This window comes from Microbulbifer harenosus (assembly GCF_005771435.1).
GTDB classification, from domain to species: Bacteria; Pseudomonadota; Gammaproteobacteria; order Pseudomonadales; family Cellvibrionaceae; genus Microbulbifer; species Microbulbifer harenosus.
Genome location: NZ_VANI01000004.1, coordinates 353866 through 378560 on the forward strand (window position 1 = coordinate 353866; position 24695 = coordinate 378560).

At 57.2% G+C, this 24695-nt stretch carries 22 protein-coding genes; 13 read left to right on the top strand and 9 right to left on the bottom strand.

Translation table 11 applies throughout. The annotated features are described in order from the left end of the window. The first annotated feature begins 25 nt into the window (after positions 1–25). From FDY93_RS03775 to FDY93_RS03790, 4 genes are all read left to right on the top strand, one after another. Positions 26–877, top strand: a complete 852-nt coding sequence (locus FDY93_RS03775) for a universal stress protein (protein ID WP_138234401.1) — start codon at positions 26–28, stop codon at positions 875–877. 22 nt (positions 878–899) lie between these two features. Beyond that, positions 900–1319, top strand: a complete 420-nt coding sequence (locus tag FDY93_RS03780) for a RipA family octameric membrane protein (protein WP_138234402.1) — start codon at positions 900–902, stop codon at positions 1317–1319. An 86-nt stretch (positions 1320–1405) separates the two neighbouring features. Continuing rightward, a complete protein-coding gene (locus tag FDY93_RS03785; RefSeq protein WP_138234403.1) occupies positions 1406–1780 on the top strand; it encodes a VOC family protein in 375 nt (124 codons plus the stop codon). Positions 1781–1948: 168 nt separating this feature from the next. Then, the gene (locus tag FDY93_RS03790; RefSeq protein WP_138234404.1) at positions 1949–3997 is read left to right on the top strand and encodes a TonB-dependent receptor; all 2049 of its coding nucleotides are present in this window, start codon (positions 1949–1951) and stop codon (positions 3995–3997) included. A 34-nt stretch (positions 3998–4031) separates the two neighbouring features. Here the strand turns inward: FDY93_RS03790 and FDY93_RS03795 are convergent, their stop codons facing one another. Next, positions 4032–4592 carry a PadR family transcriptional regulator gene (locus FDY93_RS03795; protein ID WP_138234405.1) on the bottom strand — a complete coding sequence of 187 codons (561 nt, stop codon included), beginning with the start codon at positions 4590–4592 and terminating at the stop codon, positions 4032–4034. 394 nt (positions 4593–4986) lie between these two features. Here FDY93_RS03795 and alaE point away from each other — a divergent pair, with 394 nt between their 5' ends. The 3 genes from alaE to FDY93_RS03810 all read left to right on the top strand — a co-directional run bounded on the left by alaE (position 4987) and on the right by FDY93_RS03810 (position 7655). After that, complete coding sequence (gene alaE / locus FDY93_RS03800; RefSeq protein ID WP_138234406.1) at positions 4987–5550, top strand: L-alanine exporter AlaE; 564 nt, start codon at positions 4987–4989, stop codon at positions 5548–5550. A gap of 247 nt (positions 5551–5797) precedes the next feature. After that, entirely contained in the window at positions 5798–7201 is a 1404-nt protein-coding gene (locus FDY93_RS03805; protein ID WP_171018879.1) for an ATP-binding response regulator, read from the top strand. Between the two features lie 100 nt (positions 7202–7301). Then, positions 7302–7655, top strand: a complete 354-nt coding sequence (locus FDY93_RS03810) for a DUF4870 family protein (RefSeq protein ID WP_138234408.1) — start codon at positions 7302–7304, stop codon at positions 7653–7655. 129 nt (positions 7656–7784) lie between these two features. Here the strand turns inward: FDY93_RS03810 and FDY93_RS03815 are convergent, their stop codons facing one another. From FDY93_RS03815 to FDY93_RS03850, 8 genes are all read right to left on the bottom strand, one after another. After that, a complete protein-coding gene (locus FDY93_RS03815) occupies positions 7785–9053 on the bottom strand; it encodes a DUF945 family protein (protein WP_138234409.1) in 1269 nt (422 codons plus the stop codon). A 98-nt stretch (positions 9054–9151) separates the two neighbouring features. After that, positions 9152–10072, bottom strand: coding sequence for a hydroxymethylglutaryl-CoA lyase (locus tag FDY93_RS03820; protein ID WP_138234410.1), 921 nt, complete (start codon positions 10070–10072; stop codon positions 9152–9154). Beyond that, positions 10069–12081: an acetyl-CoA carboxylase biotin carboxylase subunit gene (locus FDY93_RS03825; protein WP_138234411.1), complete on the bottom strand. Its 2013-nt coding sequence runs from the start codon at positions 12079–12081 to the stop codon at positions 10069–10071. Before FDY93_RS03825 ends, FDY93_RS03820 begins: the two co-directional genes overlap by 4 nt. Positions 12082–12368: 287 nt before the next feature. After that, the gene (locus tag FDY93_RS03830; RefSeq protein WP_138234412.1) at positions 12369–13166 is read right to left on the bottom strand and encodes an enoyl-CoA hydratase/isomerase family protein; all 798 of its coding nucleotides are present in this window, start codon (positions 13164–13166) and stop codon (positions 12369–12371) included. Positions 13167–13453: 287 nt separating this feature from the next. Further along, the gene (locus FDY93_RS03835) at positions 13454–15061 is read right to left on the bottom strand and encodes a carboxyl transferase domain-containing protein (RefSeq protein WP_138234413.1); all 1608 of its coding nucleotides are present in this window, start codon (positions 15059–15061) and stop codon (positions 13454–13456) included. 176 nt (positions 15062–15237) lie between these two features. Then, the gene (locus FDY93_RS03840; RefSeq protein WP_138234414.1) at positions 15238–16407 is read right to left on the bottom strand and encodes an isovaleryl-CoA dehydrogenase; all 1170 of its coding nucleotides are present in this window, start codon (positions 16405–16407) and stop codon (positions 15238–15240) included. 45 nt (positions 16408–16452) lie between these two features. Then, entirely contained in the window at positions 16453–16842 is a 390-nt protein-coding gene (locus tag FDY93_RS03845) for a MerR family transcriptional regulator (RefSeq protein ID WP_138234415.1), read from the bottom strand. Positions 16843–17064: 222 nt separating this feature from the next. Then, positions 17065–17967 (bottom strand): LysR family transcriptional regulator, encoded by a 903-nt coding sequence (locus FDY93_RS03850; protein WP_138234416.1) that lies wholly within the window; start codon positions 17965–17967, stop codon positions 17065–17067. Between the two features lie 284 nt (positions 17968–18251). Between FDY93_RS03850 and FDY93_RS03855 the strand changes: the two genes are divergently transcribed. The 6 genes from FDY93_RS03855 (at position 18252) to FDY93_RS03880 (ending at position 24693) form a co-directional block, all read left to right on the top strand. Further along, on the top strand, positions 18252–18665 hold the full coding sequence (locus FDY93_RS03855; RefSeq protein ID WP_138234417.1) for a DUF2000 domain-containing protein: 414 nt from the start codon (positions 18252–18254) through the stop codon (positions 18663–18665). A 49-nt stretch (positions 18666–18714) separates the two neighbouring features. Further along, positions 18715–19512, top strand: coding sequence for an iron-containing redox enzyme family protein (locus tag FDY93_RS03860; protein ID WP_205827961.1), 798 nt, complete (start codon positions 18715–18717; stop codon positions 19510–19512). Positions 19513–19525: 13 nt separating this feature from the next. Next, positions 19526–20761, top strand: a complete 1236-nt coding sequence (locus FDY93_RS03865; protein ID WP_138234418.1) for an ATP-grasp domain-containing protein — start codon at positions 19526–19528, stop codon at positions 20759–20761. A gap of 145 nt (positions 20762–20906) precedes the next feature. Continuing rightward, positions 20907–22193, top strand: a complete 1287-nt coding sequence (locus FDY93_RS03870) for an MFS transporter (RefSeq protein ID WP_138234419.1) — start codon at positions 20907–20909, stop codon at positions 22191–22193. A 16-nt stretch (positions 22194–22209) separates the two neighbouring features. After that, positions 22210–23004, top strand: a complete 795-nt coding sequence (locus tag FDY93_RS03875) for a 2OG-Fe(II)-dependent halogenase WelO5 family protein (RefSeq protein WP_220446087.1) — start codon at positions 22210–22212, stop codon at positions 23002–23004. Between the two features lie 81 nt (positions 23005–23085). Further along, entirely contained in the window at positions 23086–24693 is a 1608-nt protein-coding gene (locus FDY93_RS03880) for an ABC transporter substrate-binding protein (protein ID WP_138234420.1), read from the top strand. Positions 24694–24695: the final 2 nt, after the last annotated feature.

A 24695-nucleotide genomic window follows, 5' to 3' on the forward strand; every position in this document is an offset into this window, starting at 1 on the left:
AGATCCCAGTAGCACCGGAGGCCGCATGCAGAACATTCTCGTCATCCTCGACAAGCCCAAGCACGAACAGATCGCCCTGCAGCGGGCGCTGGAACTGGCGGAAAAGTCCGGCGCAAAACTGCATCTGGTGAGCTTTGTATACGAGCCATTGGCCTCCATGCCCATGCTCTCCAGCTCCATGCTGAATGTCAGTGAAGAACTGGAAAAAGAGCGCGGCAAGTGGCTGCAGGCCCTGCAGAGCGAGTACTCCCTCCCCCCGGGCTCCACCGCCGAAGTCATCTGGCACCACGATATCACCTACTGGACCCTGGAATATCTTGACGACAACCCCTGCGATCTGGTGGTAAAAACCGCGCAGAAGCAGTTCGGACGCGGCGGATTCGGTTCCATAGACTGGCGCCTGATCGAAAGCCTGCCCACCGCTCTGTGGCTCGCCGTCAGCACCCACTGGGTCAAACGCGATCGCATTGTCGCCGCACTCGACCCGGCGATTGATAACCCGCTGCATGTGGAACTCAACCAACGTGTGCTCAGCCTCGGCGGCACCCTGTCCAAATTGCTCGACGCCGAACTCGAATCGGTCGCCTGTGTGCCCGTGCACAGTGAAGTGGCCGACCTGGATAAATTCCGCGAAGAAACCGGTGCCTTGCTCAAGGCCGTGGACAAAGTCATCGCCGACAGCGGGGTCAACTGCAGCCGCACCCATTTCGTTACCGGTAAGCCCGCCGCCGAGGTCAACCGCGTGGTGGATAGAAACAAGGCACGCGCTATTCTGGTCGGGCGCGGTGTGCGCAAGGGCCCCAAAGGATTCCTGCTCGGCAATACCGCCGAGCGTATTCTCGGCCGCGCCAATACCGATGTGTTGATCGTACCCTGAGAGATTGGCGGGCAGTGAAGCGATGCAAAACGAACAGCAGTACCTGTGTGATCACTACCGCTTTAACGCCGAGCAGCGGCTTAAGGCGTTCAATTTCTTCGTCGTGCTGTCCATGTTTGTGGATGGTGGCGTGTTTACCGCGGTGGAGAAAAATTTCCACCCGCTGATCGTGATGTTGCTGGGCGGCTTTGTGGTCATCGTTTCTGCGGTGTTTTGGGTGATGGACCTGCGCAGCCGCCAGCTGTTGAACCTGGCAGTGCCCGGACTTCGCGCCTTGGAGCAGCATTTGTCAGAAGAGGCGCGGGTATTTACCCGCGACCTCAACTCCCACAGCCGCTTTATTCGCTATACCTTCGCCATCCGTGCGCTGATTCTCGGGCAGCTTGTGTGCGGGACAGCGGTGGTGCTTTACGGCCTGGTTACGTTTTTCAATTCCCCATAATTTCTTTTTTCCTCATCTCCTGCGGCCGTCGGCGCTTCTATACTGAGTTTCCGAATTGCAGAACATGCTGGCGACAGGAGATTTTCATGCTGGACCATATTGGTCTCATCGTGCACGACTACCAACGCAGCAAGGCGTTTTATCAGTCTGCGCTGGCGCCGCTCGGCTACGAGCTGGTGATGGAAATGGGCGACTGGGCGGGTTTTGGCTGGGGAGACAAGCCGCAACTGCTGATTAAGGGCGGCTCCAGCACCGCGCCGGCGGTGCATATTGCATTCAGTGCGGAAGACCGGGAGACGGTGCGCGCCTTTTACGATGCGGCGCTGAAAGCCGGCGGCAAGGACAGCGGTGCACCGGGGCTGCGCCCCGAGTATCACGATCATTATTACGCTGCTTACGTGCTGGACCCTGACGGCCACAAGATCGAAGTTGTGTGCCATATTCCCGCCGACGCCTTTTGACCGTCATCGGATGCCGAACAAAATCTTTGCTGTCTGCGTTATTTGACGCAAGAAGGACCTTTCCTGTTCTGGCAGTCTAACCCTCCCTGATTATCCCGAAGCGCGGCCGGCTTATATCGGTGCCGCTTCTGTACCTGATCGTCCGCAAAAAAATAATCCGAGGTATGCATGTCCCTTGCCCTGGTCCTTTCCCTTGCCGCCAATGGCGCCATTGAGTCCGCCAACCCTCCGCCGGGGCCGGTAAATGGCGGGGATTCGGTGGAAGAGATCTCGGTACTCGGCCGCCAGCTGAACCTGAACGGTGAGGCGATTTCCGCCTCTCAGGGGGAAGTCGGGCCGGCAGAAATTGGCGCCTGGCCACTGATCCGCACCGGCGACCTGATGGAATTTGTGCCCGGTATGGTGGCCACCCAGCACTCCGGCAGCGGCAAGGCCAACCAGTATTTCCTGCGCGGATTCAATCTGGATCACGGTACCGACTTCGCCACCTTCGTCGACGGCATGCCGGTGAATTTGCGCACCCACGGCCACGGCCAGGGATACACCGATCTCAATTTCGTGATTCCGGAAACCGTCGCCCGCCTGCGCTATCGCAAGGGGCCTTATTACGCGGATGTGGGGGATTTCTCCTCCGCCGGCTCCGCCAGTTTTATGCTGGCGGAAAAACTCGCCACCGGTCTCGCCGAGCTGAGCTTTGGCGAGCATGGCTACCGCCGCGGCGTGGCGGCAGACTCGGTGGAGGCCGGCAGTGGCGACCTGTTGTTGGCCGCGGAGTGGCAGGCCTATGACGGCCCCTGGAGCGATATTCGCGAGGATGTAGGCAAGGTCAATCTGCTGGGCAAGTTGTCTGGGGATCTCGTCGGTGGCCACGCCCATCTCACCTTGATGGGATATGACAACGCCTGGAATTCGCCGGACCAGATACCGGCGCGGGCGGTGGCGCAAGGTGCTATCGACGCCTACGGCTCCCTGGATACCAGCCTCGGCGGCGATACCCGTCGCTACAGTCTCTCCGGCGGCTGGAATGGTGCATTTTTCCGCGGCGAACTGGCGGCCAGTGCCTACGCCGTCGACTACGACTTCAATCTCTGGTCGAACTTTACCTATGGCCTGGAGCACCCGGATACCGGCGATCAGTTCCGGCAGCGGGACGCGCGCCGCATCTATGGGTTTGACGTGACCCAGCAGTGGCAGCGGGAAGCTACCCGCTGGCAGCTGGGGTTGCAGGGGCGCCGCGACGACATCGAGCGTGTGGGGCTTTATCACACCGCCGACCGCGAGAGGCTTGGCGTGGTGCGGGAAGACGCCGTGGCCGAAGACAGCCTGGGGCTTTTCGCCGTCAACCAGATCCAGTGGAGCGATACCCTGCGCAGTTATCTTGGGCTGCGCTACGACCGCTACGCGTTCGATGTGAATGCGGGGCTCACCATCAACAGCGGCCGGCGCAGCGACGGCAAAACGTCACTCAAAGCGAGCCTTGCCTGGCAGCCGTGGCCGGTGTCGGAGTTCTACCTGAGTTACGGCCAGGGCCTGCACTCCAATGACGCCCGCGGCACCGTGATCAAGGTCGATCCACTTTCCGGCGAGGCCGTGGACCCAGTGGATCCACTGGTGGAATCCCGCGGGGCTGAACTGGGCTCGCGCCTGTTCATTACCGACCAGCTGCACGCCACCCTGGCCCTGTGGCAGCTGGATCTCGACTCAGAACTGTTGTTCGTGGGCGATGCCGGCAATACCGAGGCCAGCCGCCCCAGCGAGCGCAAAGGGGTGGAGGCGGGGATCTACTGGTTCGCGTCCGAGCGCGTCAGCGGCGAGCTGGAGGTGTCGTACACCGATGCGGCTTTCGCCGATGACGACCCTGCGGGAGGCAAAATTCCCGGCGCCATACCGCTGGTGGCCAGTGCCGCGCTCAATTACCGCGGCGACGGCGGCTGGTTTGCCGCCCTGCACCTGCGCCATTTCGGCGCCTATCCGCTGATCGAAGACGGCGCCGTTGAGTCCGCTGGTTCCTCTCTGGTGAATCTGCGTTTGGGGCGGGAAATCCTTCGCTGGCGCCTGCAACTGGATCTACTCAACGCCCTGGATTCCGACGACCACGATGTAGACTACTTCTATGCCTCGCGCCTGCCAGGCGAGAGCGCCGATGGCGTGGAGGACACCCACTTCCACATTTTTGAGCCGCGCACCCTGCGCGCCTCCTTGCGCTATCGCTTCTGACTGTGTGGACATGCCGGTATGACATCGCCGCGGGTCAGCCCGCGGTGTCCCGGTCGGCGATTTCCGCATCCAGCCGGGCCAGCAACTGCTCCGCCCAGCGAATCCAGGTCTTTTCCGTTTCGATGCCCAGCAGCAGCGGCTGGTGGGAAATCCACAGCTTTTGCTGCTGTTCCGCCGGGCGACGGTAGAAGCGCGCGTTCTGCGCCTCGTAGGTGGCGAGCTTGTCGCGGTGCTCACTAAGGTGACGCTGCAGTTCCGCGCGCATCTGCGCGGGGGGTAGGTGGTGGCCGGCAAACACCTGGATCAGGAATGGGTCGCGGATCTTCTGTGCAGCGGCGGGTTTCGCTACCCAGGCCTCCAGCGCCCCGCGTCCGGCCGCGGTGAGGCTGTAGACCTTCTTGTCAGGACGTCCATCCTGTATCTCTTCCACGCAATCCAGTAACCCCTCGCCGTGCAGTTTGTGCAGCTCGCGGTACATCTGCTGGTGGCTGGCGCTCCAGAAGTGATGAACGCTGCGCTCGAAGCGGCGCTTCAGGTCGTAGCCGCTACCGGGCTCAATATCCAGCAGGCTCAGTACGGCAAATCTCAGTGACATGGTTCAGATGTTCGCGGCGTATCGGTTGTTGGGAATACCCGGTCCGGGGTGCAACCGGTCTCCATGCGGGCAGAGGTACAGCGTGGCGCAGTGTACTGGCTCTTGCGGCTACTGGCACAGGGCGCGAGGGGTGCAGGGGCAGCTTGATTGGGATGCTCATATCAGAAACAAGAATGAAATGTTATAGGTATCCTTCATTGCGCATGTATTTAGGATGGTAATAGATTGAATAACAAAAAGTTAATATGAGGATACTAGTAATTACAACGCTGGTGGATATAATCGCCAGCGCCACCAAAAGTGGTCGAATATTGTGCAGTCACTATCCCATCGTCCAGTAGTACCGCGGCCGTCCGCCACAAGCCCAGCGCCGCCTCTCAGGTAAGCAGTCACCATGTCGCCGCAATCTCTGTCTCAGGCTACTGAAGCCATCCCTGTCTCGCCGCCTGTAATGGTGCTGGAAGACGAACAGCCGGTTGAGACACCTCAATCCACCAACTCCCAGCGCAATCGCCGCACCCGTTGGAATGAGTGGCTGCTGGACGTGTTTGCGATGAACAGCTTCTCCTGGGCGATCGCAATCCCCATTGAGTTGGTGCTGGCGGGCATGAGCTGGCGTGAACACCTGAAAGTGCGCCTGCTGGCGGTGGTGTTCAATACCCTGATTGCCCGCCCGTTCAGTCTCTATCGCAACTGGATACTGGTGCGTTTTGGGCGCGGCAGCGCCATGCACAACTATGCCGTGGACACCTTCGTATTCCTTAGCTTCCAGCTGCCGCTGTACATCCTGAATATGCTGCTGGGAGGCGCTTCCAGCGGCGAGATTGCCACCGCCTGTATCACCTTCATGCTGATCGCCGGCGCACTGGGTCGCCCTTACGGCATGTATCTGGATTGCCTGCGCCGCCTGTGGCTGGGACGCAGGGCGGTGGCGGATGCAGCGGCCATTGCTGATTGAGTGGATGTAACCGGTACGAGTGTTTATTTGCAGGCTATCTGCCGACATGACACGGTTTATCTGGAAGATGGCGTAGAATACACTTGTTTGTCGCGGTACTTTGCAGTATCAATCGCGCTGAATACCCAAGACTCAACATGACAGGTAGTCATTGATCGCTGAGATGGGTTCGCAGATTTGAGCAAGTAGGCTCCACTTACCCAGCGGGCTGCAGGATTGGCCCGCCGCACCAAATGTGGTTACAAGGATGAATAACACCATACCCTTATCCCGCCCCCTGGGCGGTTGTCAGTCTGTTATTTCTTTTTCCCGATCGCTGTTACCGGCGGCGCGAGTGTCTCTCGGCGGGCTTGCCGTCCTGTTGCTAAGTCCGGCGGCCCAGGCCCAGGTCGGTGCCGGGCTTCTGGAAATCCAGATACCGCTGCCTTGGGCGCTGGTACTACTGCTGGCTGCGACGGGGTTTGCGGCGGCATGGTTGGCGGCCAGAGTCAGGGAGCGCGCAACCCGTGAAGCGGGAGCGGTTCAAGTGACCGATCTGCAGGTGGAAAATGCCAAGCTGTTTCGCCAGGTGCAGTCGAGGCTGCACGAGTTGATGGCGCGGGACAAACTGCTGGACGAAGCCAGGCTGGCGGCGGAACAGGTGCGGGAGGATCACTGCGATTTTCTCTCCATTACCAGTCACCGTATGCGCAAACCCCTGGAAACCCTGGTCAGCACCATGAACTTGCTCGCCCGTGCCACCAATGGCGAAGTGCGGCAACTGGCCGAGGCGGCAATCGGGCAATGCCGGCAGCTGCGCAGCTGTATTGAAGAACTCCAGCGCTCGGGTCAGCAGGCCGTGCCGGGGGCCGCAAGCGCCTCGATACCCGAACCGAGCCTGCGTGAGATGGCTATCCTGCTGGTGGAAAATGATACCCACACATCACTTTGCCCGCGGCTTGAAGCCCGTGGCCACAAGGTGCGCCGGGAAACCAATGGTGTCGATGGCGCCGACGCGGCGCTGCGCGGAAAATTTGATCTGGTGCTGATCGACGTGCGGCTGCCATTGATTGATGGTGTGGAAACCGCGCGCAAGATTCGCGGGGATTTCGGCAACTCCGAACTCCTCATTGTCGGGTTGGTGACGGATATTCGCGCCGGAGACAAAGAGCGGTACGTGCAGCGCGGGCTTTCCGGTGTGTTGCCGCTGCCCGCGAGCGATGCCCAGCTGTCGCAGATACTGTCGTGGGCGGAACAGAAAACGCGCCAGGGCTCCGTTGCCGTCACGCCCGGGCGCACCGCTAAAATGCTGAACCCCAGTACGCTGGAGCGCCAGCGCGACACCCTCGGGCATCTGGCCTTCGCCGAGCTGCTGGGAGACCGCGTCGCCAATCTGCCGAAAAAGATCACTGCCTTTACCAGTGCTCTGACCGGCCGCCACTGGCTGGATGCCCAGCAGCAGGCCCAGACCATTGCTGCACAGGCGGAGAGCGTGGGGCTCGAAGTGGTGGCCAACAGGCTCAAGGCGCTGTCGGCGCGACTGTCCATCGACAGTGAACGCGATTACTGCCGCCACCAGCGTACCGAGATCCTGGCGCTGATGCGGACCTCAATCCAGCAGCTGAAATCCTGGCGCGAAAAAAACGTGCACACGGAGTGGGCTTTGAGGTAGACGCCGCGCTAACTGCGACCGGGCGCCGTCCCGCGCGGTTATCGTCAGCGCGATTTGCGCCTACACTTAGCGCTTACCTTTCACAATGGAACCTCTGCCCATGTCCGAGCAGTACCCCGCTCCGCAACAGATCGAGCGCGAACGCGCCGGTCGCGACATCGCCACTCTGGTCTACCTGATCCAGGCCATCAGCCTGTTTACGGCGGTGCCTTTTTTCATCGGGGTGATCATCAATTACGTCAAACGCGGCGATGTGCGTGGCACTCTGGCGGAATCTCATTTCCGCTGGCAGATCCGTACCTTCTGGTACAGCCTGTTGTGGTTTGTTGTGGGCTGGGCCACGGTGTGGATTCTGGTGGGCTTTGCGGTATGGGGTATCAGCTGGATATGGATGGTGTATCGCGTGATCCGCGGCTGGCTGACCCTGGCGGACAATCGCCCCGCCTACGGATAAACGAAATCGAGCCTGCGCTTTCAGCTTATGCCGGTAAACGGTGAGAGAAACGTTGGCTGACAATTCATGAGAGAAAACGTTGAGCGGCCCGAAGGCCGCTTTTTTTTGTGGGGGCGGCGGAAGGGGAAATCAGAAACCGCTGGTCATTGCCAGTATGAAAAGGTCGGCCGGCAATAACTGGCCGTTGACCTGAAGATTGCCGCGTTCCAGCTGCAGCAGCATGTTCAGTTGCCCGTCCCTCTCCTGCAAAAAGCCGTACTGTTTCAACGCGCTGGCCTGGGCAATCAGAGGTGACTGCATCAGCGCCTGCTCCGCAGCACTGATGTTGGCCGTGCCGTTCAGGTTATCGAGCCAGAACAGCTTGTCGTTCTGCACCGAGTGGTTTTTCGGTGTGCCTTTCCAGTCCACATCCAGCTGCAGTTGCATAGGACCGTTGGCGGTGGCGATATCCAGTTGCTGCTGCAACTTGAGTGGGCGCGCGAATACCTGCGGCCAGCTGCGCTGCGCGGACGGGCTGAGCAGCAGGCTGTAGAGGTAGTGGTGCAGGTCGTCGTAGCTGATCTCCGGCAGGTTGACCCGCTGGGTCAGGCTGCTGGCCGGGGTGGAGGACTGAATTTCCGGCAGCGACAGTTCGGTTTGCACATTCAGGGTGTGCCTGGCCACCAGTTTACCGGTGTAGCTCAGAGTCACATCCCGCAGCTCCAGCGGTCCGGAATCGTTGTTGGTGCGCACCAATGGCAGCTTGAGTTGCAGGGTACCGGCGCCGCTCGGGTCCAGCTTGAACTCGCCAGTGCCAGACTGCAGGTAGAGCGCTTCGCGGTGGCCGTCCATACGCACGAACTCGCCGAGCTTGAAGCTGCTGTCCTGCTGCTGGCCCCGATAGTCGGTGACCAGGCGGATGCTGGCTCCCTCGAACTGGATCTGCTGGTCGCCTTCATTGCGGTCGATGGACTGCAGGCGCAGGGTATTGGTGACACGGTTATTGGCGCCAACCAAGGTCTCTACCAGGATCGGGCTGTTCTTCAGCCCGGGGCCCAGGTCGTCGAGGGAGCCGTAATAGGCCTCCAGCTGACGGCGCAGTGCCGGTTCCAGCTCGTTGCCGGTCAGCCGGGTCTTGGCGTAGAGCACACCGATGCGGGGGCCGCGGCTGGTGAACAGCAACGGACCGTGCTTAATCTCGCTAAAGACCTCGGTCGCGCCGTCCTTGCCCTTCAGCAGGGTCAGGGCCTCAGCGCTGAACCAGCCGCGCTGGTAGCCGGTCAATTCGATATTGGGCTGGTTGGCCAGCTGTTGTTGCAGCACTTCTTCCACCTTCGGGCCAATCAGGCGGGGCGCAATCAAGGCGGCCAGCAACAGCAGGGCGGACACGGCGATGAGGAGGTAACGTAGGGCTTTCATCTATCGACAACTAGTTTGGGGGCGAATTGGGAACAAACAAAAAGGGCGTTCTTGTGAGAACGCCCGATGTTAGCAGATCGAGATGAATCCAGAGACTCCTAATCGCCCTCGATGGTTCCGCACTCGCCGGCAATAGCCCTTGCCACTTTCGAGTTGCTCTCGCGCCCGAGCGCGCGGGAGATGAAGTTGCCGGCCTCCGCCAGCTTGCCCAGGTCCACGCCGGTGTAAATGCCGAGGCCGTCGAGCATGTACAGCACGTCTTCGCTCGCCACATTGCCCGAGGCGCCGCGGGCATAGGGGCAGCCGCCGAGCCCGGCGACTGCCGAATCCACCACACTGACACCCGTCTGTAGCGCCGCGTAGATATTGGCCAGCGCCTGGCCGTAGGTATCGTGGAAGTGCACCGCGAGTTTTTCCATTGGAACCTGCCGCGCCACGGTTTCAATCATGTAGCGCGCTTTTTCCGGGGTGCCGACACCGATGGTGTCGCCGAGGCTGATTTCGTAACAGCCCATGTCCAGCAGCGCGCGGCTTACTTCCGCCACTTTTTCCGCGCGGATCTCACCCTCGTAGGGGCAGCCCAGCACACAGGAAACATAACCGCGCACTGGAATGCCGTCGGCGCGGGCCTGTTCGGCGAGCGGGCGGAAACGTTGCAGGCTCTCCTCAATGGAACAGTTGATATTTTTCTGCGTGAAACTTTCGGAGGCTGCGCCAAACACGGCCACCTCGTCCGCGCCGGCGTCGCGCGCGCGCTCGTAACCCACCATGTTGGGGGTGAGCGCACTGTAGATCACACCGGGTTTGCGCTGGATGCCGGCCAACACCTCTTCGCTTGCCGCCATTTGCGGCACCCATTTGGGACTCACGAAGCTGCCGGCCTCGATCACCTTGAGGCCGCTGTCACTCAGCAGGTCGATCAACTGTACCCGGGTCTGCACCGAGATGGGTTGCTTTTCATTTTGCAGGCCATCGCGGGGGCCCACTTCGACCATTTTTACCCGATCCGGCAGGCTCATGGTGTCTCCTCGTGTGTGTTCTCCGCAGCGAAGTCGATCAGCAGGCTGCCGCCATCCACCAGTTCGCCGGCGGCGCAGAAGAACTGATTCACGGTACCGTCCGCCGGTGCGCGCAGTGTGTGCTCCATTTTCATCGCCTCCATCACCAGCAGCGGCTGATCTTTTTCCACCGCCGCACCGGGCTCCACCAGCAGCGCAACAATGGTGCCGTTCATGGGCGCTTCCAGGCCGTGGGCGGCATCCGCGCTTTCGCCGATATCCGGCGGCAGAATTTTGAAATCCAGCTGTTCACCGCTGATAAACACCGTGCCCTCGTTGTTGTGGGCGACGCTGGAGTAATTCACCCGGCGGCCATCCAGCACTGCCACGCCCTGGCCGTGAAATGCCGTTATGTTGCCGCTCTGCGCGTCCACCGCGGCGCTGCACTGCCATTGCAGATTGCTTTCACTTCCCGCAAAGCGGATCTCGATCTCACGGCCGTGTACTTCCACTTTCTGGCTGCGCCACAAGGTCAGGCCGTTGCGCCAGTTGTTGCCGCTGTGCCAGGGCGAGAAGGGGTCGGTCTTGGGCGCGGCGCGGTGCTGCGCGCGCGCTTCGCGGTGGTACAGGAAGGCGGCCATGGCGGCGCACTGCTGTGAGCGCAGTTGCTGTTCCTGTTGCAGGATTTCCTGTTCGTGGTCGCCGATGAAATGGGTGCTGACGCGGCCATTTACAAACGCGGTGTGGTTGATCACCCGGCGCAGGAATTCGATATTGTGGCGCAGCCCGGCGATCTGGTATTGCTGCAGCGCGCGGTCGAGTTTGCCCAGCGCCTCGCGGCGGTTGCGCCCGTGCACGATGAGTTTGGATATCATCGGGTCGTAATGCACGCTGATTTCGTCACCGGTCTGAACGCCGGTGTCGACGCGCACGGATTTGTCTTCCATCGGCGGCTGGTGCCGCAGCAGTTTGCCGGTGGCGGGCAGGAAGTCGTTGTCCGGATCTTCTGCATAAATGCGCACTTCGAACGCGTGGCCGACGATGTGCAGGTCGTCCTGCTCCAGTGGCAGCCCGTCGCCGGCGGCCACCGCCAGCTGCCAGGCCACCAGATCCTGACCGGTGATCATTTCTGTTACCGGGTGTTCCACCTGCAGGCGGGTGTTCATTTCCATGAAATAAAACGCACCGCTGGCGTCCAGCAGGAACTCCACGGTACCGGCGCCCACGTAGCCGATGGCATTGGCCGCGCGCAGCGCGGCCTCGCCCATTTTCTTGCGGGTCTCCGCGGGCAGGCCGGGGGCCGGTGCTTCCTCCACCACCTTCTGGTGGCGGCGCTGCACCGAGCAGTCGCGCTCGAACAGGTACACGCCCTTGCCCTGCTTGTCGCAGAACACCTGGATTTCCACATGGCGCGGGTTGACCACGTAGCGCTCGATCAGCATGTGGTCGTCGCTGAAGGCGTTCTGCGCTTCGCGCTTGGCGGCGGCGAGAGCCTCGTGGAAGTCCTTGGGCTTGTCGACACGCCGCATGCCTTTGCCGCCACCGCCAGCGGCGGCTTTCAGCAGTACGGGATAGCCGATGCGATTGGCATGGCCCTCTAAAATGCCGGGGTCCTGGTTGTTGCCGTGGTAGCCGGGCACCAGCGGTACCTTGGCTTCTTCCATGATGCGCTTGGCGGCGGATTTGGAGCCCATGGCTTCGATGGCGGCGGCGGGGGGGCCGACAAAGATGATGCCGGCTTCTTCGCAGGCGCGGCAGAATTTGGCGTTTTCGCTCAAGAAGCCGTAGCCGGGGTGGATGGCGTCGGCGCCGGTCTGTTTGGCGGCGGCGAGGACTTTGTCGATGTCGAGGTAGGACTCCCTGGCGGGCGCGGGGCCGAGGTGCACGGCTTCGTCGGCCTGTTGGACGTGCAGGGCGTTGGCGTCTGCGTCGGAGTAGACCGCGACGGTGGCGATGCCGAGGCGACGCGCAGTGCGGATAATACGACAGGCAATTTCGCCGCGGTTGGCGATCAGCAGTTTGCGAATCATGTCTGGCTCTGGTTTTTCATCGCTGTGTTTGGTTTGTGCCACAGCCATTGGGTGCATAGTTCCCGGACCATGGCGGCCGGTCACCGGGTGTAGGTTTTCAGGACCGCTGTGAACCCATCCCTGGGCGCTTCGGCGCAAACATCCTGTTTGCGACGATCCTGAAAACCTACACCCGGCGCCCGGCCTTCAATTCGAATTTCTTTTCTTCGTAGCTTCTGGATTCTGAATCAAGTTCAGAATGACCGGTGCCGTCATCCCGGACTTGATCCGGGATCCAGCTGCGAGGTTTATTCCTCGCTGGTATTCATCCAACTGGGCGCGCGCTTCTCCAAAAACGCGCTCAACCCTTCCTGCCCTTCCGATGAAACCCGCACCGCCGCAATCAACGCACTGGTCTGCCCCTGCAGTTCTTCATTGATTACACGGTTCGACATGGACATGGCCAACTGCTTAGCCATGGTCACGGCGTTGGGGCCGTTGTCGACGATGCTGTTCACCAGTTTCTGCACGGTCAGGTCCAGTTCACCTTCCGCCACGACCTCGGAAACCAGCCCGATTTCCCGCGCACGCTCGGCGGAGAAGCGCTCCGCGGTGACGAAGTAGCGGCGTGCCTGGCGCGCGCCAATGGCGTTGATCACGTAGGGGCTGATGGTGGCGGGGAGCAGGCCGATCTTTACTTCGCTCAGGCAGAAGCTGGCGCGCTCGGCGGCGACGGCGATATCGCAGCAGCTCACCAGGCCGACCGCACCGCCGAACGCCGCGCCCTGTACTCGGGCAATGGTGGGTGCCGGAAACTGGTCGAGTTTGTGCAGCATGGCGGCGAGCACCGCGGCGTCATGGCGATTTTCCTCTTCGCTGTAATCCGCCATGCGCTTCATCCAGTTGAGGTCGGCGCCGGCGGAGAAGTTCTTGCCAGTGGAGGCGAGGATCAGTGCGCGGATGCCGCCACTGCGGGCGAGGTTATCGAAAGTCTCGCCGAGCTGGCGGATCAGGTCATCGTCGAAGGCGTTGTGAATTTCCGGACGGTTGAGGGTAACCGTAGCCACGCCTTCGTTGTCAATTTCGCACAGCATTTTTTCGGTCATGGCGTTCTCGCTCAAAACAGTTCGTTAGTTCTCAGGCTGGTAGGACCTGTGGGTTCGAAGCTCGAGAGGTCCTGATGCCGGAACTTGTTTGCCGGACGTTGATTCAGGCCTTTCGGCCTTCACCCTTCGGGCGCCTTTGGCGTCCTAAGCGGCTCTCGCCGCTTAGTCTAAAACATGGATGTTTTAGAAGAGCGTCCAGGGATGGGTTGAGGGGGGGGCGCCCAGCTCGTGTCCAGCAAATTAATACCGGCAGCAGGACCCGCGCAAAACTATCCCAAAGCTCCGAACTACATTCGGAAAACCCCGAACTTCGTTTCCTCTGGCTCTTTATAAGTCGCCGCCGCCAGACACAATCCCAACACGGTGCGCGTGTCTTTGGGGTCAATCACGCCGTCATCCCACAACCGCGCGGATGCATAGTAGGGGTGGCCCTGGTGTTCGTAGTCATCGATGATCGGCTGCTTGAACTTGGCGATGTCTTCCGCGCTCCAGTCCTCGCCCTGCGCCGCCATCTGGTCCTTCTTCACCTGTGCGAGCACGCCCGCCGCCTGCTCGCCGCCCATTACCGAGATGCGCGCATTGGGCCACATGAACAGGAAATTCGGATCGTAAGCGCGGCCGCACATCCCATAGTTGCCGGCACCAAAAGAGCCGCCGATCAGGATCGTGATCTTCGGCACCTTCGCCGTCGCCACCGCCGTCACCATCTTGGCCCCGTGCTTCGCAATGCCGCCCGCCTCATACTGCCTGCCCACCATAAAACCGGTGATGTTCTGCAGGAATACCAGCGGAATATTGCGCTGCGCACACAGCTCAATGAAGTGCGCGCCTTTCTGCGCACTCTCGGCAAACAGGATGCCATTGTTCGCCACGATACCCACCGGATACCCGTGAATACGCGCAAACCCAGTCACCAGTGTCGTACCGTACAGCGCCTTGAATTCATCGAACTCGGAACCGTCCACCACCCGCGCAATAATCTCGCGCACGTCAAACGGCTGGCGGGAATCCTTCGGCACAATACCGTAAATCTCTTCTGGCGGATAAATTGGTTCCACCGGCTTGGTGACGTCCAGCCCCGGATTCTTCACCCGATTCAGCCGCGCCACCGAATTGCGCGCGATCTGCAAAGCATGAGTATCGTTATTGGCAAAATGGTCGGCAACCCCGGAAATCTTGCAGTGCACCTCCGCACCCCCGAGATCCTCCGCGGAAACCTCTTCACCGGTAGCGGCCTTCACCAGCGGCGGTCCCGCCAGGAAAATCGTCGCCTGTTCCTTCACCATGATCGACTCATCCGCCATGGCCGGCACATAAGCGCCGCCGGCCGTACAGCTGCCCATCACCACCGCAATCTGCGGAATGTTCTTCGCCGACAAATTGGCCTGGTTAAAGAAGATACGCCCAAAGTGCTCGCGATCCGGAAATACATCGTCCTGCCGCGGCAGGTTGGCGCCGCCGGAGTCGACAAGGTAAATACACGGCAGATTGTTCTGCTCCGCAATCGCCTGCGCGCGCAGGTGCTTTTTCACCGTCAGCGGATAATAGGTACCGCCCTTCACCGTCGCATCGTTGGCCACGATCACACAGGGCTGGCCGGACACAGTACCGATACCGGTAAGAATACCGGCTGCGGGCACATCTTCACCGTAAACGTCATAGGCGGCGAGCTGGGAAAACTCCAGAAACGGACTGCCCGGGTCCAACAGGGCATCGATGCGATCCCGCGGCAACAACTTGCCGCGGGAAACGTGCTTCTCCCGCGCGCGCTCATTGCCGCCCTTGGCGATGGTTTCCAGCTTTTGCCGCAGATCGTCGACGATCTTCTGCATCTGTTCGCGGTTTTCCGCAAACGCCGCATCGCGGGAATTAATCTTGCTCTGAATCTGATTCATAAAAAATTACGAGGCCATTCGTAGTCTGAATCTTGATGCGAAGGGGCCGGCGCTGGTGGGGGTTCGCTGGACCTTCTAAAACAGGGATGTTTTAGAAGAGCCCCCAGGGATGGGTTCACGGCGTGTCCAGCGAACCCCCACCAGCGGTGGCACCGCCACCGGAATAAATAAAAAACTTAGCGAGTCTCGTTAAAAAGCTCGCGCCCGATCAACATGCGACGGATTTCGGAAGTGCCCGCGCCAATCTCATACAGCTTGGCATCCCGCAACAGACGACCAGTAGCGTACTCATTGATATAGCCATTGCCACCCAGCGTCTGAATCGCCTGCAACGCCATCTGCGTCGCACGCTCCGCAGTAAACAGGATTACCGCTGCAGAATCCTTGCGCGAATCCTCACCGCGGTCACACGCCTTCGCCACCGCATACAGATACGCGCGGCTCGCATTCAGGTCCGCATACATATCCGCCACCTTGCCCTGCATCAGCTGGAACTCACCGATGGCCCGGCCAAACTGCTTACGCTCGTGCAAATAAGGCACCACGATATCCAGACACGCCTGCATGATCCCCACCGGGCCACCGGACAAAATCGTGCGCTCGTAATCCAGACCGCTCATCAGCACCCGCACACCGCCATTCAGCTGACCCAGGATATTCTCCTCCGGCACCTCACAATCCTGGAACACCAGCTCACAGGTATTCGAGCCGCGCATCCCCAGCTTGTCCAGCTTCTGCGCCTGGGTGAACCCCTTGAAGCCGCGCTCCACAATAAATGCCGTAATCCCGCCGGAACTGATACCCGGCTCCGTGCGCGCGTAAATCACATACGTATCCGCATCCGGACCATTAGTGATCCACATCTTGTTGCCGTTCAGGATAAAACGGTCGCCTTTCTTCTCCGCCTTCAACTGCAGGCTCACCACATCGGAACCGGAATTCGGCTCGCTCATCGCCAGCGCGCCGATATGCTCACCGGAACACAGCTTTGGCAGATACTTTGCCTTCTGTTCCGGCGTGCCGTTCTTGCGGATCTGGTTCACACACAGATTCGAATGGGCGCCGTAGGACAGGCCCACCGACGCAGACGCGCGGGAAATTTCCTCCATCGCCACCGCATGGGCCAGGTAGCCCATGTTCGAGCCGCCGTACTCCTCCTCCACGGTCATGCCGAGGAGGCCCAGATCACCGAACTTCTTCCACATATCGGCGGGGAACAGATTGTCCTCATCGATCTGCGCCGCACGCGGGGCCAGTTCCGCCTGACAGAACTTGTAGACCATGTCCCGCAGCATATCGATGTCTTCGCCGAGGCCGAAGTTGAGGGTTGGGTAGGGTGTATTCATGGATTGCTCCGCTTGAAGTCAGTCAGAGGTTTAAAACGGTCAGATTCAGGATGTCTGTTCTTTCAGCGCCGCCCGGGTGCGGGCAGTTGCCTCATCCAGCTGCGCGAGCATCTTCTCGATGTCCCGCTGCTGCTGGCGCAGCTGCTGGCGCTTGGCGTCGATGCGTTCGAGGAGGCGGTTCAACTGGTCCACATTGCCCTTGCTGGGATCGTACATGTCGATGATTTCCCGGCTCTCATCCAGCGAGAACCCGAGGCGCTTGCCGCGCAGGATCAGCTTCAGGCGCACCCGGTCTTCCGGCGAGTAAATCCGCGTCTGCCCGCGCCGCTCAGGGCTGAGCAGCCCCTTGTCTTCATAGAAGCGGATGGTGCGGGTAGTGATCCCGAACTCCTGGGCGAGCGCTGAGATGCTGTAACTGGTAGTGGTTGTACTCATGGGGTTGGGCCGTTGTATGGGGCATTCCTCAGATGTGTCTGAAGGATAGTTGACCTTTACGTTAACGTAAACGTCAATCTGAGCCAAAGAGTGACTGTTGGTGGGATTGTGGTTTCCAGGTGTCTCGGGAGTGTTAACTTGACAAAAATCTATCTTGCCAATGGGTTGGCGGGACTGTCGTGGATCAGCTGGGGATACCCCCAGCTTTGCATAGGGGAAAGTTTAAATTTCAACCAGTTCACAGGCCTCCAATTGCGTGTCTTGGGTGTTGAGATGAGAAATAAGTCGTTGTGCCGGGCTGTCGTCAGGCGCGTTCGCGGGCCACACGGCGTAGGCGGGCAGCGGGGGTAGCTTCCATTCCGGTAGCAGCTCTTCGACACCGTCAGCGGTATCAAACAGAAACCTTGGCGGCACAGCCAAGCCGAGGCCGCACGCGGCCAAACGATAAGAGGCTTCGACGCTATCCACCGTTGCGACTGGATTATAAAAAATCTCGAAGCTGCCCTGGCTCGGGTGAAAAAAAGTGCGGCTGCTTGGGCGCATGGTGAGACCGATCCACGGGAGCTCCTGTAAATCCCGGGGGTGTTTCAGTGGCCCGTAGCGGCGCAAAAAATCAGTACTGCCAACTAGGACTCTGTCCAACATAAAGATCTTACGTGCCTTGAGACCGCTATCGGGCATATCGCCGAGACGGATCGCGAGGTCGATACCCTCACCAATGATGTCGTTGTGATGATCGCTGCACTGCAGGTGCAAATGTAAATCCGGCTCGCGAGCGGCAAATGCAGAGATCTTACATACCAGTCGACTGTGTATAAGAATGGCTGGAATGGCAATTTTTAGCCTGCCGCCTCCCCGTCTCTTGGCATTCTTGTAATCACAGAGATTGTCGGAATACAGCTGAAGCATTTGCTGCGCGACTTCAAATACGGCCTTTCCATCCTGCGTTAGTGAAAGCTTGCGTGTATTGCGATACAGAAGCGCGATACCGAGGCTTTCTTCCAGCTTGGAAACGTACAGGCTGGCACTGGATATAGACATATCCAATGCTTGTGCTGCAGAGCGAAAAGAGCCTTCCTCAACTACTTTCGCGAATACGATCAGATAGCGGACATCCCTTAACACGCCAATAACTCCATTTATATGACCTGAGCCATGTTGGTAAATAAAAAGTATATTTTAATTTTTCGTGGGTAATCAATTGGAAGTGTCTGGGATAGAGTCTCCGACCGATGAGCAGCACTATCCGGGCTGTATCGCTTATCCAGGAAAGTTGTCAAAAAAGGAACTGCATCATAAGTGTGATCAAAAATGGTGCGTTACGGCTTGTATCAAAAATATTCTGCTTGCCGGCTGTAACTTCTGTGGATCATTGATGAATGGATTAGATGCCGATAAGGGGCCGTATCATGTCTGATAGAAAGTGTGTGCTGATTATAGATGAGGACCTGCCGGTTGGTGTGGTGGCCAACACCGCCGCTGTTTTGGCTGTGAGTATCGGTAAGTTCTGCCCGGATATTGTTGGTAGAGATCTGTTCGACTGTGCCGGGGATGTGCGTCGTGGAATCACAACCATGGCTTTGCCGACTCTAAAAGGTAGTGGCGACTTGCTGCGGGATATGAGAGGCAAGCTGAAAGAGTATGAACCGGACCTCGTGGTGATAGATCTTGTTGGCGCTACCCGGGTAACCAAATCCTATGAGGAGTATGCCGAGGCGCTCGCGGAAACGCCGGAAGAAGAGCTGCAGTACCAGGGTATCGCATTGTACGGCGATAAAAGGATCGTAAATAAGTTCAGCGGTAATCTGCCTTTGTTGAGGTAGTTGAGGTAACCAGTCGCTTAGTGATCAACCAACAGTCAAGGAGAGTCCTGTGGACACAAGAGATGTAGCTGAAGTGAAAGCCGTAGAGGGTGCAGCAGTGAATCGCGAGGTGAGGTATCTGATTCCTGAGAGCGTTTACGATTACGACCATCCGGAAGTCATCTACTGGACCAAGTATTTCCAGGAAGAAGCGGCAAAGCACAACGTATTTGTCAATATCAATGCCACTATACAAAGTAAGCGCAGCATTACTGCCGCAGAAAGTATGGCTACCGCCTGGTATGACTTCACTCGTTACGTTCCCGTATTTCTCTGTAAGGCAGTTGCTCTCACGACCGATCCGGAACGTCAGCATCACCTGATCCAGATCGCCTATGACGAGCTCGGTGGGCGGGATAAAGAATATATTCATTCCAACTTGTTTCTCGATGCCATTAAGGATGCGGGAATCAATCTGATCAATGAGTCTGCCGCCTCAATAAAAGAAGTGCTTTCCGGTCTGGACCGGACGCTGGTGGGGATCAGTAGCCAGTTCGGGATCGTTGGCCTTCTTCTCAGTTTTGAAATTATCGCTGAAGAAAACATTGAGACTCTGTTCAATTGCCTTTGTCATGATAAAAAGTGTGAAAAGCCCTTGTCAGATAGCCCCTTCTTCAAGATACACAGAGCGGACGAGACGGAGCATATCAGGCATTCGGTTGCCAATTACTTGCGTTTTTGTAAAACAGAGACGCAGAAGCGCGAGTTCAAGCAATCATTCGATGCAGGTATCGATTTCTGGCAGCGTTTCTGGGATCAAAACGCCCGTATTATCAATATGGAAACCGATCTAAGAGCGACAGCGTGAGAGGGCGGTGCCAATGACTACAGTCGTGTTTATTGAAACGAATTTCAGTGGCTTGGATGCCATCCTGTACTGCAAGTCGAAGGGGTACAAGTCTGTGCTGGTGAGCGACAGCCACGAACGCTTCCAGAAATGGTTCCCGGAATCCTGCATGTACAAACTGGGTCAGGTGGATCAGCTGATTCAAGTCAGAAATTCAAATGACATCGCTGAGGTCAAGCAGGCTCTCGAGGATAACCTGGACAGGGTCGACGCCGTACTCACCTTTGCAGAAATACGCACGGAGATGACAGCGCGTCTCGCGCGAGATCTGAAACTCAAGGGGCCGGATCCGGAGTCGATTCAGATCGCGCAGGACAAATACCGGTTCCGCGAAGTCTTGTTGGAAAAAGGGGTGGATGATGTTGGCTGTATCAAAGCGGATACGGCCGAATTTCTGGCTGCGGTTAAGAATGACATTGCCTACCCCTGCTTCATCAAGCCGGTTCAGGGGCATTCAAGTATCGGCGCCGTGGTCTGTCGGGGAGAAGATGACATGGAGGCCCTGATCGGAAAACTTGCAGGTATAGATGAAGACTGGATTTCCAAGGCATTTGTAGTCGAGGATTATCTGCAAGGAAGGCTGGTTAGTGCGGAAATTCTTACGCTCAGTGAAGGGGTCCATCAGGTCGTCGGTATCGCGGACCGGGATCTTATCAACGACTGTGTGGAAGTTGGTGCTTCTTTTCCTCTGCAGCATCCGTTGGCGGAGCAAATCGAAAAGAAAGCCTGCGCCGCCCTGGATGCCATCGGTTACCACCACGGCCCCAGCCATGTGGAGATGATAATCACCGAGACTGGTCCACATTTGGTGGAAATCAATACGCGGGTTGGTGGTAGCGGCCACTCCATTATGCAGGACCTGACGACAGGTCGGTCGATTGTTGGCGATTGCGTGGAGCTTTGTCTGGGTAATCTGGATAAAAACACACGTCTCTACCGACACAGCAAGGGCGCTGCCTGGAAGTGTTTGGTGTCCAGTGAAAGTGGTGTGCTTGAGGCGCTGCCAACGGAAGAGGAGGTTGCCAGCTTGCCGGGTGTCGAGCATGTTTGGTTGCACAAGAAGACCGGTGAAAAAATCGACGCCGCGAGCTCCAACTATCACTGGATACTTCAGGTAATGTGCACTGGTGAGCACCAGGTGCAAGCCAAGATAAATGCGGACAATGCCATTAAGAGAGCCGCAGAGCTTACCCGTATCGGCAAGGAATAAGGCGGGCATTGCCCTGCCGGCTTAGGCAGGGCTTTCTTCCATGGAGGGAGGCGGGTTCCTTCGATTCAGGAACCTTGTTGCCGCATATTTCGCGTTTGAGCGAGTCCCACGGATTTTTTTTGGTACTACCTAAGTGCAGGTTTCTATGAGCACATTGAATGACGCCGTGGTTTTCCGCGGAAGACTGAATCTTATCCTCGGTGCGACTGCATTCACTATATCTTCGGCGGGGTCTGTGCTCTTGCACATTGTCCTCGCTCTTGCCATATATGGTGAAACAGGATCCGGTTTGGTTACTGCTATATTTATTTCTCTGCAATGGCTTCCCGTATTTATCGTTATTCTGTACAGGAGCGATTGGGACTTTGGCATGGAACCGCGTAAGCGCTGGTATCTTCTGGATATCATCAGTGCCTTGTTGACGTTGCTGATTATTCCGTTCGTCGGCGAAGGAAACTACATTGCTATTGTTTTACTTCTTTTGCTACGTGGTCTGTTTGATCATGTAAGTAGAATTACCAAGACTGTTATCGCTCCCTACATATTTCCCAAAGAAAAGCTCAGTTACTACGCCTCGTTCATGCAGAGCGGCTATCATGTCGGAATAGCCATGGCTGCAATTGCGGGTGTATTCCTGGTTTCGTCAGTGAGCCTGGAAACTGCAGTTCTGTTTGATGCCGTAACATTCCTCGTTTCTGCTTTTCTTGTATATTTGATTCGAAATATCAGTGAAGACAAATTCCCGGAGTCAGGTAGAAAGCGCCCTATTGGGCAAAGATGTACGGACTATTTTTCAAGTCTGAAAAGTGATCCTCGGCTTTTTTTCTGCTGCATGCTCCCTCCGCTGACTGCTGCATTTTTCCAGGGCACTTACAGTGTTTTGCAGCCTATTTATCCGGGCGAGCAGTTTGCACTGGGTTCGTCGGCAGTATCCGCCTCATACGTCATGGCGAGCATCGCAATTGTTCTGGGTTCTTCTCTATTTGCAGTATTTTGCAAGTACTCCAGGATTTTTGAGCGGGAATTTTCCGGTGTCCTCCTGGTTGCTTTAGTCGGGTCATTACTTGCTTGCGGAAGCTACTTGGCCTCAGTCTATACCGGTTCGGCAATCGCATGTGCAGTATTTTTCATCATCATGGTATTCCTGTTCGAGTTTGTGTGGATGCTTGGATACAGCGGGATTGTCACCCTTTCGCCGAAAAATCGTGTGGGATCAGTATTTGCAATTACCTTTGCCGTAGGCTGTTTTTTCGGCAGTAGCACAGCGCTCGTTACTGGTGCCTTGTTGGATATGTTCAATAACAACTTTGTTTATACCGTCAGTATATTCATGACCGTATATGGCGTATTGATTCTGGTGAGTTACGCGCTTTACCGACGCTGGTCATATTCCGTTGATCGCGCACAGCTTTCCAGAGCTTCCGCGGGTTAGTGAAAAAAAGAAACAAATGGAGTTGAAGATGGGAAATTGGATATCTAGTGAGTTGCATGATCTGACGCCTGAGAACATGAGCTTGCTGTTGGAGCACAAAATTCCGGCTATCAGAGTGCAGGATTTTGTCGATCGGAAAGTCTGTGATGTGGTTGCTTCACGTCTATTGGAGATGCGATTTGCCAACTATGACCATCTGAAAGACATCCCAGTGCACCAAATTGGCTTGTGCCACAATCAGTGGGCGCACGATGATAAAAGCATTTACTTCGGGAAGTGTGAGGAAGCCAAAAGGATTGTTGACGAGATCTACCATGAACTGAATATAGATCCGGTTCAGATGGTGATTCAGTCCATCCGCGACAATGGTGGTCGGCAAGTCTCTGTATTTCACGAGGACGGCTTTGGGAAATATTTTGCCGGTGCCTTTCGCAGCTTCAAGGGGCATGGAAAGCTACATGCTGATCATGCGCCCAGTCATATCAGCACTCCCTGGTCGGTGACGAAAATTAGCAAGCAGCTCACCTGGAACATCTATTACTGCGCCGAATCGGATTCCGGGGAGCTGGTTATCTACGACACTATTCATACTCGTGAAAACGACAAGTTGAAAGTCGAGGGAGACTACTATTTCCCTTACGAAGTTTTGGAGCGGGAGGATTGTGTGAGGATTATTCCGAAAGTGGGTGACCTCATTATTTTCAATACGCAAAACTTCCATGAGATCCTCGGAACCCCGGATGGTAACCGGATTTCGCAAACATCGTTTATCGGTTTGCGAGAGGATGGCAGCCTGGGGCTCTGGTCTTAAACAAGAGTGTGGTGGGTATAGCCGCGGTAATCCTGTGTCATTTTATAAGTGAAATGAAGAACCGAAACTCCGGTATTAATCATGAATAAAGTATTTGCATTGCTGACGTTTTACTCGGCGGTACTGGTGTCAATGCCAGCTTTTTCCGCGAGCAACCTGGTTTACTGCTCTGAAGGAAGTCCTGAATCCTTTAACCCGCAGATAACACTGTCTGGAACAGCGAGAAATGCTACTGCCCCAACGCTGTACAATCGTTTGCTGGACTTTGAACCGGGTACGACCAAACTGGTCCCATCACTGGCAAAGCGCTGGGAAATCTCTCCGGACAACCGCAGCTACACCTTTGAACTGCGTGATGATGTGTCCTTTCACAGTACCGCCTACTTCACGCCAAGTCGCAAAATGAATGCGGACGATGTGCTCTTCTCCTTCAATCGACAGCTGGACAAGGAGCATCCGTATCACATGGTGGGCGGCGGTACTTACCAGTACTTTCAGGGCATGGGTATGGATAAATTGATCACCAAGGTGGAAAAATTGGGAGATCACAGGGTGAGAATCGAGTTGTCACAACCCGAGGCTCCGTTTTTATCCAACCTCGCTATGCCATTCATGTCCATTCTTTCCAGTGAATATAGCGAGCAATTGCAGCGGGAGAACCGCAAGGCCGATATCGATATGCTGCCGGTGGGTACCGGGCCGTTCAAGTTTCGCCGTTACCAGAAGGGCACCAGCATCCGCTACAAAGCGAATGAAGCTTACTGGCAGGGGCAGCCAGCAATAGGCAACCTGGTTTTTTCCATTACCCCGGACCCCAGTGTCCGTTATATGAAGCTTAAGAAAGGTGAGTGTGATCTGGTTGTCTACCCGTCTCCCAGCGACATTGCACAAATCAAGTCTCAGTCCGGCATGGTACTGGCGGAGGAGGACGGTCTCAATATTGGCTACTTGGCGATGAATACAGAAAAGCCGCCGTTCGACAATGTCCAGGTACGCCGCGCCATTGCACACGCACTCAATAAGCAGGCGTATATTAATGCGGTTTATCTCGGCAACGCGGAACTCGCGATTAACCCCTACCCCCCGAGCATGTGGTCCCATAACGACGAGGTCGCGCAGTACGAGTACAACCCGGAAAAAGCCAGGAAGTTGCTTCAGAAAGCGGGCTACTCCGATGGTTTTAAAGTGACACTCTGGACCCTGCCGGTCAGTCGCCCGTACAACCCCAACGGTCGGAAAATGGGCGAGATGATGCAGCAGGACCTGGCCAAAATTGGTGTCGAGGTCGAGCTTGTCAGTTACGACTGGGGCACTTACCTGGATAAGGTCAAGCGTGGCGAGCACGACATGGTGCAGCTAGGTTGGGCCGGTGACAACGGCGACCCTGACAACTTCTTGTACACCCTGTTCAGTTGCGATTCGGTACAGCGTGGGTCGAACAATTCCCGCTACTGCCAGCCCGAGTTTGAATCCCTGATAAAGCGGGCGCGGCGAGAGAGTGACCTGGCTACCCGCGAGCAGCTGTACCGCGAGGCGTTGAGAGTTTTCAGTGAAGACGTACCGGTTATTCCCATCGCTCATTCGAAGGTTTTCCGTGCGCTGAGTTCAAGGGTTGAGGGTTATGTAATGGACCCCTTCGACGTGGACAACTTTTTCCCCCTGTCCGTTTCGAGCAATCGTCAGCAGTGAAC

Bases quoted from the DNA above. Each gene is read 5' to 3' on its own strand.
- FDY93_RS03820 (WP_138234410.1), bottom strand. From the start codon at position 10,072: ATGAGCCTGCCGGATCGGGTAAAAATGGTCGAAGTGGGCCCCCGCGAT.
- FDY93_RS03795 (WP_138234405.1), bottom strand. From the start codon at position 4,592: ATGTCACTGAGATTTGCCGTACTGAGCCTGCTGGATATTGAGCCCGGT.
- FDY93_RS03815 (WP_138234409.1), bottom strand. From the start codon at position 9,053: ATGAAAGCCCTACGTTACCTCCTCATCGCCGTGTCCGCCCTGCTGTTG.
- FDY93_RS03840 (WP_138234414.1), bottom strand. From the start codon at position 16,407: ATGAATACACCCTACCCAACCCTCAACTTCGGCCTCGGCGAAGACATC.
- FDY93_RS03880 (WP_138234420.1), top strand. From the start codon at position 23,086: ATGAATAAAGTATTTGCATTGCTGACGTTTTACTCGGCGGTACTGGTG.
- FDY93_RS03845 (WP_138234415.1), bottom strand. From the start codon at position 16,842: ATGAGTACAACCACTACCAGTTACAGCATCTCAGCGCTCGCCCAGGAG.
- FDY93_RS03865 (WP_138234418.1), top strand. From the start codon at position 19,526: ATGACTACAGTCGTGTTTATTGAAACGAATTTCAGTGGCTTGGATGCC.
- FDY93_RS03810 (WP_138234408.1), top strand. From the start codon at position 7,302: ATGTCCGAGCAGTACCCCGCTCCGCAACAGATCGAGCGCGAACGCGCC.
- FDY93_RS03855 (WP_138234417.1), top strand. From the start codon at position 18,252: ATGTCTGATAGAAAGTGTGTGCTGATTATAGATGAGGACCTGCCGGTT.
- FDY93_RS03830 (WP_138234412.1), bottom strand. From the start codon at position 13,166: ATGACCGAAAAAATGCTGTGCGAAATTGACAACGAAGGCGTGGCTACG.
- FDY93_RS03870 (WP_138234419.1), top strand. From the start codon at position 20,907: ATGAGCACATTGAATGACGCCGTGGTTTTCCGCGGAAGACTGAATCTT.
- alaE (WP_138234406.1), top strand. From the start codon at position 4,987: ATGTCGCCGCAATCTCTGTCTCAGGCTACTGAAGCCATCCCTGTCTCG.
- FDY93_RS03780 (WP_138234402.1), top strand. From the start codon at position 900: ATGCAAAACGAACAGCAGTACCTGTGTGATCACTACCGCTTTAACGCC.
- FDY93_RS03835 (WP_138234413.1), bottom strand. From the start codon at position 15,061: ATGAATCAGATTCAGAGCAAGATTAATTCCCGCGATGCGGCGTTTGCG.
- FDY93_RS03805 (WP_171018879.1), top strand. From the start codon at position 5,798: ATGAATAACACCATACCCTTATCCCGCCCCCTGGGCGGTTGTCAGTCT.
- FDY93_RS03790 (WP_138234404.1), top strand. From the start codon at position 1,949: ATGTCCCTTGCCCTGGTCCTTTCCCTTGCCGCCAATGGCGCCATTGAG.
- FDY93_RS03875 (WP_220446087.1), top strand. From the start codon at position 22,210: ATGGAGTTGAAGATGGGAAATTGGATATCTAGTGAGTTGCATGATCTG.
- FDY93_RS03825 (WP_138234411.1), bottom strand. From the start codon at position 12,081: ATGATTCGCAAACTGCTGATCGCCAACCGCGGCGAAATTGCCTGTCGT.
- FDY93_RS03775 (WP_138234401.1), top strand. From the start codon at position 26: ATGCAGAACATTCTCGTCATCCTCGACAAGCCCAAGCACGAACAGATC.
- FDY93_RS03785 (WP_138234403.1), top strand. From the start codon at position 1,406: ATGCTGGACCATATTGGTCTCATCGTGCACGACTACCAACGCAGCAAG.